Annotated in this window: 8 protein-coding genes; 1 reads left to right on the top strand and 7 read right to left on the bottom strand. The window is 61.4% G+C overall.

What is annotated here, in order from left to right; all coding sequences use genetic code 11:
- Positions 1 to 3: 3 nt before the first annotated feature.
- The 5 genes from IE038_RS18220 to IE038_RS18200 all read right to left on the bottom strand — a co-directional run bounded on the left by IE038_RS18220 (position 4) and on the right by IE038_RS18200 (position 7,071).
- Entirely contained in the window at positions 4 to 1,215 is a 1,212-nt protein-coding gene (locus IE038_RS18220; protein WP_163931506.1) for a thiolase family protein, read from the bottom strand.
- A gap of 108 nt (positions 1,216 to 1,323) precedes the next feature.
- Positions 1,324 to 2,991, bottom strand: coding sequence for a DUF1302 domain-containing protein (locus tag IE038_RS18215; protein WP_163931509.1), 1,668 nt, complete (start codon positions 2,989 to 2,991; stop codon positions 1,324 to 1,326).
- Positions 2,992 to 3,057: 66 nt separating this feature from the next.
- Positions 3,058 to 4,143: an MBL fold metallo-hydrolase gene (locus IE038_RS18210; protein ID WP_189396057.1), complete on the bottom strand. Its 1,086-nt coding sequence runs from the start codon at positions 4,141 to 4,143 to the stop codon at positions 3,058 to 3,060.
- Positions 4,136 to 5,989 (bottom strand): long-chain-acyl-CoA synthetase, encoded by a 1,854-nt coding sequence (locus IE038_RS18205; RefSeq protein WP_163931512.1) that lies wholly within the window; start codon positions 5,987 to 5,989, stop codon positions 4,136 to 4,138. The genes IE038_RS18210 and IE038_RS18205 overlap by 8 nt, the downstream gene beginning before the upstream one ends.
- Positions 5,986 to 7,071: an alkene reductase gene (locus tag IE038_RS18200; protein WP_163931515.1), complete on the bottom strand. Its 1,086-nt coding sequence runs from the start codon at positions 7,069 to 7,071 to the stop codon at positions 5,986 to 5,988. The genes IE038_RS18205 and IE038_RS18200 overlap by 4 nt, the downstream gene beginning before the upstream one ends.
- Positions 7,072 to 7,333: 262 nt before the next feature.
- Here IE038_RS18200 and IE038_RS18195 point away from each other — a divergent pair, with 262 nt between their 5' ends.
- Positions 7,334 to 8,671: a spinster family MFS transporter gene (locus tag IE038_RS18195; protein ID WP_189396056.1), complete on the top strand. Its 1,338-nt coding sequence runs from the start codon at positions 7,334 to 7,336 to the stop codon at positions 8,669 to 8,671.
- 72 nt (positions 8,672 to 8,743) lie between these two features.
- Here the strand turns inward: IE038_RS18195 and IE038_RS18190 are convergent, their stop codons facing one another.
- Together IE038_RS18190 and IE038_RS18185 are read right to left on the bottom strand one after the other, a co-directional pair.
- Positions 8,744 to 10,837, bottom strand: a complete 2,094-nt coding sequence (locus IE038_RS18190) for a TonB-dependent siderophore receptor (protein WP_163931518.1) — start codon at positions 10,835 to 10,837, stop codon at positions 8,744 to 8,746.
- Positions 10,838 to 10,985: 148 nt separating this feature from the next.
- A complete protein-coding gene (locus IE038_RS18185) occupies positions 10,986 to 11,549 on the bottom strand; it encodes a DUF4174 domain-containing protein (RefSeq protein ID WP_163931521.1) in 564 nt (187 codons plus the stop codon).
- Between the last annotated feature and the right edge of the window lie 90 nt (positions 11,550 to 11,639).

The raw sequence follows: 11,639 nt of genomic DNA, 5'->3' as shown, positions 1-11,639 counted from the left end.
TGCTTATGCTCCCTGAAGTATCAATGCGCCCTGCTCACTCATCACGCCGCCGGTACCGGAGACGTAGACGTTATCGCAGCGCCCGAGCTGACGTTCGCCGGCTACCCCGGCAATTTGCGTCACCGCCTCAATCACCTGGGACATGCCCCCGGCCGACCCGGCCTGGCCGAAACTGAGCTGGCCGCCATGTGTGTTCATCGGAAAATCACCACGCCAGGTCAGGTCATGCTCACGCACAAACGCCATGCCCTCGCCCTTGGCGCAGAAGCCAGCGTCCTCCAGGGTCAGCAGCGCGGTAATGGTGTAGCAGTCGTAGATCTGCGCCGCGTCGACATCGGCCGGCTTGAGCCCGGCCATCTCGAAGGCCCGCCGCGACGCCGGACCAATTGGCGTATGGAGCATGTCCGCCGCATAGGACGGCGACTTGAACGCCAGGTGCTCACCGAAGCCGGTAATAAATGCAGGACGCTTGCGCGCCCGTGCCGCGACCTCCTTGGAGGCGATGATCATTGCTGCACCACCGGCCACAGGCATGACGATTTCCAACACATGCAGGGGATCGGCGACCCGTTTGCTCGCCAGCACCTGCTCGATGGTCAACGGCTGGCCATAGAACATCGCCTGCGGGTTGGCCTGGGCGTTGGTGCGCTGATCCACGGCAATCTTGGCCATCGCTACCGGGTCATAGCCATACTGGGCGGCATAACGCTGGGCGATCATCGCGTAACCGGTGTTCTGGCCCATGTGCCCGTAGGGCAGGTCGAATTCAGCCTCTGGCGCACCGAACGCCGTGCTGTGGCCACCAAAACGCATGGCACGGGCCATCCAGCTCGGGTCTTCATCCGGGCCCAGCGGGGCCATGCGGGCTGGCAGTACGCACAGTACCGCCTGGCACAACCCCAGTTCGATGGCAGCAGCCGCCCGCCAGACCATACCCACCGAGGTACAGCCGCCGAGGTCCACCACTTCGGCAAAGTTGAGCCGCAAACCCAAGTACTCGGCGGCCATTGCCGGCACGAACACCGACGCTTCATGAAATTGCGGGCCGTTGATCACCAAGCCATCGAGGTCCTCGGGCCTGAGCCCCGCATCACGCAGGGCCTGTGCCGCCAGGTCAGCGACTTGTTCAAGGTGAAACATCTTCGGTGCAGTCGCGTACTTCTCCGGTTTGTACTGCGCGGTACCAATAATGGCCGCATGCCCTTTGAGCCCCATAGTGCCTCCACTCCGAAGCGACAGGCTTCGGACATTTCCAGGTGATGGTTAAGGCCCGAGGCAGGCAACCTGCCCCGAACCTGAGTGGTCGATACGAAACAGCAGGGATCAGAAGGAGTACTTCATCGAGAACGTGGCATAGTCACGGTCAGCAAACGGACGCTTGATCGCATCCGCCGCGCCCAGGTAACTGGTCACGTTCATGCCGACTTCCAGGTTACCCAGGTACTTGAACGTGGTACCGATACTCATGCGTCGATCACCCTGAACACCGGAAATGCTGCCGGCCATCGGTGTCGAGCCACTGAACACGTTGGAGAAGCGCACGGGTACTTCCAGGTCCCAGCCTTGGAAAACGCCCGGATAGCTGAACGAGGCGCCCAAGGTGTAGGCACTGGAAGACTTGGTACGCCAGGCCGAGCTGGTCTTGTAGGTGTAGTCATCCGACGCCCCAACCAGCGGTGCCAGCGACGGCAACAGGTTCACGCCTTGCAGATTGCCTGCGGCCGAAGTGGATTCGACGCTGTCGACCAGCACGTGGATGATTTCAGCTGTCAGGCTGGTCTGGCTGGCCCATGGCCGATCACCCAGAATGCGGATCGCCGACAGTTGCATCTGTTGCCCCTTGCCCTTGGCCGGTACTGGTCCCAGGCCGGTGTTGACCATCACCGGCGCACCGTCGCGGTAGGACCATTCGGCACCGACCTGGGTGTCACCCAGCTTGGTCGAGGCGCTGATACCGGTCAGCTTGATGTCCTCGAAATACTTCACCCGGTAACCGTTGGGCGTGAAGGCATAGAGGCCGCCACCCACGGGCAACGGGTCATAGCCCACCAGCGCAGTGGCCGGGTTCTTGTCGTGGTAGTTGACGTGAAACAGCGACAGCTCAAGCGCCGGTACCGGTCGGTAGCGAACCTGCACGCCCCACTGCCCGCCATCGCGAGGCTCGTCGGTGCCACGGTAGGGAACCTTGCCACCCGGGGTGATGATGAACTCGCGACCCGGGCCCACCACATCGCTGCCAGACAGGTAGCTGCCCACCGGCGGCAGTTCAGTCCCCTTCCATTCGTACTGCACATAGGCACCAAAGGTCAGGCTTGGATTCAACCGGTAGGAGCCGGAGAACTGCCCTACCGGCAACAGGACTTCCTTGACCTCAACACCCGGTTGCGCCGCCTTCACCGCATCGGACGGGTTCTGTACACCGTTGACACCCGGGTAATAGAGGCTTTCCCCCCAGGACTCGATATGACGGCCTGCCTTGACGTCGAGCATGGAGTCATTGTCAAACCGCCAGCCGCTGAACACGTAGGCGTCGAGCAGGCGCGTGCGGCCACCACTGTAGTAACGGGTATTACTGGTGAACTCGTCGTTGCGCCCGTCTTTGTTGACCGTCGCCGGCGAGTCGTTGTCGTTTTCGCGGTGGTAGACATCATCGTAGAAGGTACTGCCACGCACGACAGCACCGTAGTTGTCCTTGCGCAGGATCAGCTCGCCCAACGCCCCCACACGGTTGGTGGTCAGGCTGCCGCGATCGAAGTTCCGGTTGGCATCGTCAGCATTGACCCCGAGCAAGCGATCATTCTGATCGTTCAGGCGCACGCCCACGCCGTAGCTGGTGGTTACCGACCAGTCGACGGTCGTGCCGTTATCAAACTCGATCGTCTCCCCCGACCATACCGGTGTCGAAACCAAAGCGATGGCCGCCGTCAGGCTGACTGCCTGAACACCACGCGAACCAAGGCCAGTACAATTATTGTTGTTCTTATCGATCACACTGACTCTCCTCAAGGGCAACCGGTTGGCCGCCTGGAATGTTGAACATTGCCGCTGTCCGGCCGCTCAAAACACCACGAGCGGCGTGACAGCAGGTGCCCCCTGGGCGGAACGCCGATACTGGTGAAGCCCGCGGTGTTCCTCCCGCAACAGCGACCCTTCGGCCACGAGGTAGTTGGCATGCGCCAACGTTTCACCCAGCGCCATCAGTTCGTCGAAACGACCCGACAGCTTCGGGAACAGCACAGCCATCAGTTCGAGCGCACTCCGCGGCTCATCACAGCTGGCCAACAGCAGCGCCAGGTGAGCCTGGTGATGGGCCTGCAACTGATCCAGACGCTGATGCAGGTTGAAGAACGGTCGTTCGTGGGCCGGCAGAACCAGAACGCTGTCCGGCAAACCGCGCAGGTACTCAAGGGAAGCCAGCCAGTCGCGCAGCGGATCGGCCTCCGGTTCAGTGGCATGTACGCCGACCGTCGGGGTGATACGTGGCAACACCTGGTCACCGGAAATGAGCAGGCCATCTTCTTCAGCAAACAGACAGGCGTGTTCGGGCGAGTGCCCACGGCCGATAACCACCTGCCAGAGGCGACCGCCGATGTGTAGGCGACTGCCATCACGCAAACGCCGATAGCTGTTGAAATGCGCAGGCCGGAAATGCCCGTTCTGGATCACCTCGTGCATCTGAGTGGCCTGCTCGGCGCTGAAACCGGCCTTGCGGTAAAACGCCAGAAAATCCCAGCCCGGCGGCTGATCCGACGGGACGCTGACGTGCAGTGCCTGATACTCGCTGGCAGTCATGTACACCGGGCAGCGAAAGCGCTCTGCCAGCCAGGCCGCGACACCGGCATGGTCGGAGTGATAATGCGTACAGATCACCGCTAGCAGCGGCAGGCCCGCGCAGGCTTCGCTCAACACACGCTCCCAGACCTCACGGGTTTGCGCGGTGTTCATACCGGTATCCACCGCGACCCAACCCTCGTTATGGCGCAGCAGGTACAAGTTGATATGGTCCAGACGAAACGGCAGAGGCATGCGCAACCAGAGCATCCCCGGCGCGACCTCACACACCTCTCCGGCAGACGGGGCCTGCGGCCACGGATAGCGCAGGCCGCTACGCAGTTCATGGCCGTTCGCGTCGAGATCAGCCATGGTGGGCACCCGCGAACGGCGCCAGGCCAACGCGCGCCAACACCTCTGGCGAATAGGGCTGGTAGGTTCGCGTGTGCTCATCACGGATGAACAACGGGTCGCTGCAGGCACGTGGGCAGTAGCCCTGGCGCTGCAAATCAACCTTGCGCAACTTGAAGGTGCTGGTCAGGTCCGCTGCTGCCGTCACGCGTACGAACACCGGCGCGGCGTAACGTGGCAAGCACGCTTCGCTCAGTGCATACAGCGCCTCGGGATTGAACGCCTGACCTGGCTGCATCAGCACGGCGGCCATGCCGGCGCGCCCTTCATGCCCCGGCACCTGCACACCATAGATATTGATCAGCTCAAGGCCCGGCAGATCCGCCAGGGCATCGGCGACCTCCTGGGTGGAGACGTTTTCGCTCTTCCAGCGGAAGGTGTCGCCGATACGGTCGACGAAATAACAGTAGCCATCGGCGTCCTCGCGCAACAAGTCGCCCGAACTCCAATAGGCATCGCCTTCGCGAAAGACATTGCGGCGAATCTTGCTCTCGGTAGCCTCGCCCGAGGTGTAGCCTTCGAAGCGCCCACCGCCGATATCCGGGTGATCGACGATGAAACCCATGGCTTCACCCACTTCACCCACTTCGCAGCGCTGATAGAAGCCGTTCTCGTCGCGCGGATGGCAGTCATTTTCGACATCGAAGCGCACCAGCCGCAGATTGGTCTTGTTCCAGTCGGGTACACGCCCGCACGAACCGATGTAGTTGTCGACATTGATCAGGTTGGTGTTGGCTTCGGTGGCGCCCCAGCCTTCAAAAACCTGGATCGGTCCAAAACGTTCGATCCAGCGTTGCCAGGAATCCGGTGTCAGGCCGGCACCGAGCATGCAGCGCAGACTATGCTGGCGCTCACCCGGGGCGACTGGCCGGTTGAGCAGGTAGCGGCAGATTTCACCGATGTACTGGAACACGCTGATGCGATGACGGGCAACGTCGCTCCAGAACTCACGCACGCTGAACTTGCGGCGTACCACAATACTGGCGCCGGCACGCAGCGCGGTGGAGGTTACCGAGGTGGCGGCAGCGCCGTGGTAAAGCGGCAGGCAGCAATAAAATACGTCGTCGCAGGTGGCCTCAAGGGTCACGTCCATCACATCGCCAGACGACATCCAGCGCATGTGGCTGTAGCGTGCAGCCTTGGGCAAGCCGGTAGTACCGGAGGTAAATATCAGCAGGGTCGGGGCCTGGGCCTCGACGCCCGCACGCTCATCCCTGGGGAAAGGGCTGCGCGGCGCACTGTCCAGGCGGGCAGCGAAATGCCCATCAACACCTTTGGGAAGCACACCGGGCCATGGGGTCTCCGGATCGCGTATCAGCCAGTAGTCCAGTTCCGGCAGGCCTTCGGTAACCTGGATATTGGCCAGGCACTCTTCTCCAACCACCAGTGCCTTGGCGCCGGTGGTTTCCAGCGCATGCAACAGCGGTCGACCATTGACCTGGGTGTTGATGAACGCGACCACCACCCCCAGCTTGACCAGGCCGAACCAGGTGCAAAAGAACGCCGGACGGTTCTCCATCACGATGGCGCAGACATCACCGACGCGCAGGCCATTGGCGTAAAAGGTATGGGCCATCTGGTTCGCGCGGGCATCGACTTCGGCGTAGCTCAGGGCTTCTTCGCCATAGATCAGGAATGTTCGATCGGCATGGCGGATGGCCTGCTGCTCCAGCCGATCGGCCAGGGTGTAGTGATCACGGGGCTTGATCTGCGCACTGGCAGCCGAGCGTCGATCCAGAATCGCCTGGGTCTGCTCACGGGGTACGGGGTCACTCGACAGGACGCCGGCCAGGTTACTCCGGCTCATGGCGTCACCTCCAGAACATCGGCCTGATAGGTGGGATAGTCCGTATAGCCACGAGGGCCAGAGGTGTAGAGCGTCTTGCGGTCAAACCCGGCCAATGGCACGCCGCGCTTCAAACGCTCGACCAGGTCGGGGTTGGCAATGAAATGTCGCCCGAAGGACACCGCTGCCCCCTCGCCCGCCTCCAGCGCGGCGCTGGCCGATGCGCCATCAAAGCCATCGTTGAGGATCAGCCCAAGAGCACTGTGCTCACGCGCCAGGGCAAAGGCATCGAGACCCGCCACAGGCGAACGCATGATGTGCAGGTACGCCAGGCCCAGCGGTGCCACGGCAGCACAAAGAGCGGCAGCGGTGCCTGCCGGGTCGAGGTCGTCGATATCGTTGTAGGGGTTGCCCGGGCACATCCGAAAGCCCACACGGCCGGCGCCGATTGCTGCGGCCATGGCCTCGATCACCTCCTTGGCAAACCGCACCCGGTTGCTCGCCGAGCCGCCGTAGGCATCGGTACGCTGGTTGCTGCCCGCCGCCATGAACTGCATCGGCAGGTAACCGCTGGTGCAATGCAACTCGACGCCATCGAAACCGGCTTCACGTGCATTCAACGCCGCCTGACGGTAATCCTCGATCACAGCGGCGATGCCTTCCAGGGTCAACGCCTGCGGGCTGTCGGTATCGACCAGGCCAACGGCATCGCTGAACACTTGAGTGCGTGCGCGTACTGCCGAAGGGCCCACAGTGGCAGCACCGCCGGGTTTGTTGTAATGGCTGGCAGCGCGTCCCACATGCATCAGTTGCAGTACGATACGACCGCCTGCGTCATGCACGGCGCGGGTCACCTGGCGCCATGCGGTAATCTGTTCGCCGGTGTAGATCGCCGGTGTACGGCAATAGCCAAGGCCACTGGCCGACGGCGCCGTACCCTCGGCAACAATCAACCCGGCGCTGGCGCGCTGGCGGTAGTACTCGACCATGTCAGCGCTTGGTACCGCACCTGCATCGGCACGACTGCGGGTCATCGGCGCCATGACGATACGATTGGCCAGCTGCAGTTCACCGAGGCACACCGGCTCGAACAAGATGCTCATGTCAGCTCCTTTACGTCTTATTGTTTCCGGCGATGCCAGGCTGCTCACCGAAAGGCGGCCAGGGATTGCGCAAAACCGGATATGGGCTGAATGATTCACCCTGAGCGAGACTGAAACATCGTCCGACAAGACTAGATTTGCCTGCCCGGACATCGCAGCCAAATGCCCGTAACTACGGGAAAAATGGTCTGAACGGACGATGAAAAAACAGCAGGATGCACTGACGATCAAGCCCACTAGAACAAGACCGGGAGCACCCGCAGTGAACGCATCCAACCCCGTGACATGGCGAACGCATTACGCGCTTTTCGTGCTCGCCAGCATCTACGTTTTCAACTACATCGACCGCCAGTTGATGGCGATTCTGATCGAACCGGTGAAGCTCGAATTCGGCATCTCGGACACCGGCATCGGCTTACTGTCGGGCGTGACCTTCGCGGTGTTCTATACGGTTTTTGGCTTCCCCCTGGGGCGCCTGTCGGATCGCATCGGGCGCAAACCGGTCATTGCCTTCAGTTGCATCGCCTGGAGCCTGATGACCATGCTCTGCGGGATGGCTGGCAGCTTTCTGACACTGGTGCTGGCACGGATCGGCGTAGCCGTCGGTGAAGCCGGCGGTACCGCGCCTTCAGTAGCCATGGTCTCGGACCTGTACCCGGCACGGCGCCGCTCGACAGCACTGGCCGTGCTGATGCTGGGCTCAAGCCTGGGTGCAATCGTCGGCCTCGGTTTGGGTGGCTGGATTGCCCAGCACCATGGCTGGCGCTACGCCTTCTTGCTGATCGGCGCCCCCGGTATCTTCCTTGGCCTGCTCCTGCTGTTGACCGTACGCGCCCCAAAACCTGCCCTGCCGCCAGCGCACCTGGACAACGCGACATTGCAGCAGGAAGGCTGGTTCAAGACGCTGGTCGAGTTGTTCCAGATGCCATCATTCCTGTGGCTGGTGCTGACCGGTGGCGCTGCAGCGATTGCCGGCTACGCAATCGGTACCTGGAGCCCGAGTTTCCTCATTCGCTCCCATGGCCTGAACCTGCAGGAAGCCGGCTTCCTGGTAGGTGTGGTCGGCGGCACCGGCTCGACTATCGGCACCCTGACCTGCGGCCTGCTGACCGACCGAATGGCACGGCGCGATGTCGGCTGGCAAATCGGTGTACCACTGCTGGGCACACTCATCAGCATCCCCTTTGCACTGGCCTACTTCCTCTGGCCACAAGGCGTCGCCTTCCACATCGGCAGCATCGCCGTACCGCAAGCGTTCCTGTTCTACAGCGCCTTCGGGTTCTTCGGCGTGTGGTGGGCAACACCTTGCCTGAGTGCGATCACCCACCTGTTCCCGGCCTCGCGCCTGGCCCAGGCCACCGCTATTTTTGTGATGTCGATGACCTTGCTCGGTGTGGGTGTCGGTCCGCTGCTGATTGGCATGCTCAGTGACTTCTTCGTCCCGACCCTGGGGGGTGAATCACTGCGCTATGCCCTCGCCTCTTCCGTCTCACTGCTGGTACTGGCTGCGGTTTTCCTGGCCCTGGCACTGCCGCGTTATCGGCAGCAGTTGAAACAGACAGCGCGGGTTGCGCCTCCCGGACAGGCCGTTACCGCCTGACGGCATCAGATACGCACGCGAACCGAGTTGATACTATCGCAGGCAAGCCTGGCACACGGGGCCACGTCAGGATCAAAGGCTCAAGGCCAGGCTCAGGCTGATGTTGCGGGGATCACCCGGCATGACCCACGCCGCGTTGTAGCTGCGCTCGTAATAGGTGCGGTCGAACAGGTTGTTGAGGTTCAAACCGAGTGTGAGGTTCTCGGTCGCCTTGTAGTGAGCCAACAGATCGACCGTGCTGTAACCCGGCAACCGGAAATCGCCACCGGCAAGTCCTGAACGCTCACCGACATAGTTGGCTGCGGCACCAACGTCAGCGCCACGCAAGGCACCGTCCTGGAATTCATACACCGCCATCAGGCTACCGCTGTGCTGGGGAATCCCCAGTAAGTCACTGCCCTTGGGCACGTTGGCATCGCCCTTGGTGACTTCAGCGTCGATGTAGGCATAGGCCCCAATCACGCGCACGGCATCGCTCAACTGGCCACTGAACTGTACATCCAGGCCCTGGCTGCGTGCCTTGCCCGCCGCGATGCTGTCGCCATTGGCATCGGTGGTGATGACGTTTTCCTTGTCGATCTGGAACAACGCAATCGTCGCGCCCAAGCGGCTGTCGAACAGGTCGAGCTTGACCCCGGTTTCATAACCCAGGCCTTTCTCCGGTGTGTAGACCTCGCCCTGTGTGCCTATGCCGTTGGGCTTGAACGAGGTCGACGCGTTGGCGAACACCCCCACCTGCGGTGTCAGTTGGTACAGCAGGCCTAGCCGAGGCGTAACGGCATCTTTTTCCTGGGTGTTGCTGACCTGAGTGGTGCGGTTCTGTGCGGTCTGTTCGATATGCTCAAGACGAACGCCGAGCAACCCCCGCAGCCGTTCGGTGAAGACGATCTGGTCCTGCAGGTTCAGGGCGTAGCTTTCGGTGCGCTCGAAGAAGTCGTTGGCTTTGACGATGGCAGGCTTGGGCTGGCCATAGACCGGGTTGTAAACATCCAGGCCATAGTCGAGTGACGTTGCGCTTTGCGGATACTTCTGGCTGTTGCGGTAGTTCTCGTACTCCAGGCCAATCAGTGTCTGGTGTTGCCAGTTGCCCACCTCGAAACGGCCATGCAGTTCAGCCTGGGTGATGTTGTCGTTCCACTCGAAGTCCCGCTGACGGTAGAACCGGCTGACGGCCGTTCCAACCACCCGCGAGGCTTCCGAGCTGTCACCGTTGAGGCTGCCCTGGGTGTAATGGTTGGCCAGACGCAGCTTCCAACTGTCATTGAGGTAGTGCTCCAGCGCCAGGTCCAGCGTCTGATTGTCATTGCGGATACGGCCATCGTTGGGTTCGCCCAGGAAGGTCGAGCGTTTTACTGAGCCCAGTTCGTTGTTCACGGCCGCAATGCCACGGTCGAACACCGCCTCGGTACGGGAGAACTCTGCATCGACAAACAGTTGTGTGTCCGGATTGAGCTGCCAACTCAGCGACGGGCTGACAATCCGTCGCTGGCTGTCGACATGGTCACGGAAGCTGCCGTTGTCTTCCACCGCCAGGTTAACCCGCGACAGCAGTGAACCGTCGTCATTGAGCGGGGTGTTCACATCCAGGCTGCTGCGATAGCGGTCCCAGCTGCCGGCACTGGCCTTGAACCGGGTGAAGACGTCGGCCTCGGGCCGTTTGGTCACGATGTTCACCAACCCGCCGGGGTCGCCTCGCCCATACAGGCTGGCAGCAGGCCCCTTGAGCACTTCGATACGCTCGATGTTCGAGGTATCCGGCGCACTGTAGCTGCCCCGGTTGACGGCAAAACCATTCTTGTACAACTCGCCGGTGGTGAACCCCCGCACGCTGTAGTTAAGGAAGGTCAAGCCGCCAAAATTGTTCTGCCGCGATACCCCCCCGGCAAAATCCAGTGCGCGATCAATACGTGTGCTGTTGAGATCCTTGAGCACTTGGGCGGGTACCACGCTGATGCTCTGCGGGGTGTCGCGGATGTCGGTATCAGTCTTGGTCGCGGTGCTGGAGCGCGTGGCCCGGTAACCCTGTACGGGGCCATCGGCACGCTCTTCAAAACGACTGTCACTGACCGTGACGGCATCGAGGACTACGGTTTGTTCGGCGGTGGCGGGCACGCTCAGCAGGCCTGCCGACAGGCCAAGGTACAACCTTCCTAGCGGGTGATTCATGGGGGCTCCTTTATTTACTATGTAATAACATAACAATAAAGTGAGCAATATCCTACTGCTTAGCGAGAATCATTCACGGGAAATTGAGTGAGGGTGAAGGCCTGCAGCATTGCCGCAGGCACCTGGTTGTCGCTTTACCGGGGGGAGATCAATCTTCCAGAGGCTTGGGCGGTGCTGCCGGTTTTGCAGGCTTCGCCGGTTTTCCCGGTTTGCCCTCCTTGCCCTCCTTGCCCTCCTTGCCTGGCGCAGCCTCTGTCACGACAGGTGTCGTCGTAACCATTTCTTTTTCGCTGGCCGGCAACTGATCGATGGTGCTGAAAATTTCCTTGGGGTCAACCGCACCGATGCGCTCAAGCTTTTTCTCGCCATCCTTGCCCATCAGAATCACCTTGGTCCCCACGCTGGCACCAAGCTTGAGCTCGCGAATCAAGGCCATGGTGGTTTGCGGGTCCATGTTCTTGCCTTCGCGTTGACCGATGGTGTTGGCGATGGTGAACAGCACCATGTTGCGCTCAGTGAACGCCTGACGGTTGGCCGGTTCATCCAGGGCCTTTTTCAGGCTGACCAGCGTCGGGTCTACCGTACTGGGCGCAATGATGATCAAGGGTCGGGTTCTACCCCGCTCCAGGGCGAGGGGGCCGTCGCTGTCGGCAGCCATCAAGGGGCAGGCAACAGCCAGCAGGGTGGCAAGGGTCAGTGAACGAACGAGCATACGCCTCTCCTTCTTGTTTCAATGCTCCATAGGCTACGAATCCTGAAGAAAGATCCGACCTGCGAGCCTAAACGACTGTACCGACCATGT

Source organism: Pseudomonas laurentiana, assembly GCF_014648275.1.
Lineage (GTDB): Bacteria > Pseudomonadota > Gammaproteobacteria > Pseudomonadales > Pseudomonadaceae > Aquipseudomonas > Aquipseudomonas laurentiana.
The sequence above is the reverse complement of the archived record's forward strand: the minus strand, read 5'-3'. Positions and strand labels throughout refer to the sequence as shown.

Excerpts from the sequence above, each read along its gene's own strand:
- IE038_RS18190 (WP_163931518.1), bottom strand. The coding sequence starts at position 10,837 with ATGAATCACCCGCTAGGAAGGTTGTACCTTGGCCTGTCGGCAGGCCTG.
- IE038_RS18185 (WP_163931521.1), bottom strand. The coding sequence starts at position 11,549 with ATGCTCGTTCGTTCACTGACCCTTGCCACCCTGCTGGCTGTTGCCTGC.
- IE038_RS18220 (WP_163931506.1), bottom strand. The coding sequence starts at position 1,215 with ATGGGGCTCAAAGGGCATGCGGCCATTATTGGTACCGCGCAGTACAAA.
- IE038_RS18205 (WP_163931512.1), bottom strand. The coding sequence starts at position 5,989 with ATGAGCCGGAGTAACCTGGCCGGCGTCCTGTCGAGTGACCCCGTACCC.
- IE038_RS18210 (WP_189396057.1), bottom strand. The coding sequence starts at position 4,143 with ATGGCTGATCTCGACGCGAACGGCCATGAACTGCGTAGCGGCCTGCGC.
- IE038_RS18200 (WP_163931515.1), bottom strand. The coding sequence starts at position 7,071 with ATGAGCATCTTGTTCGAGCCGGTGTGCCTCGGTGAACTGCAGCTGGCC.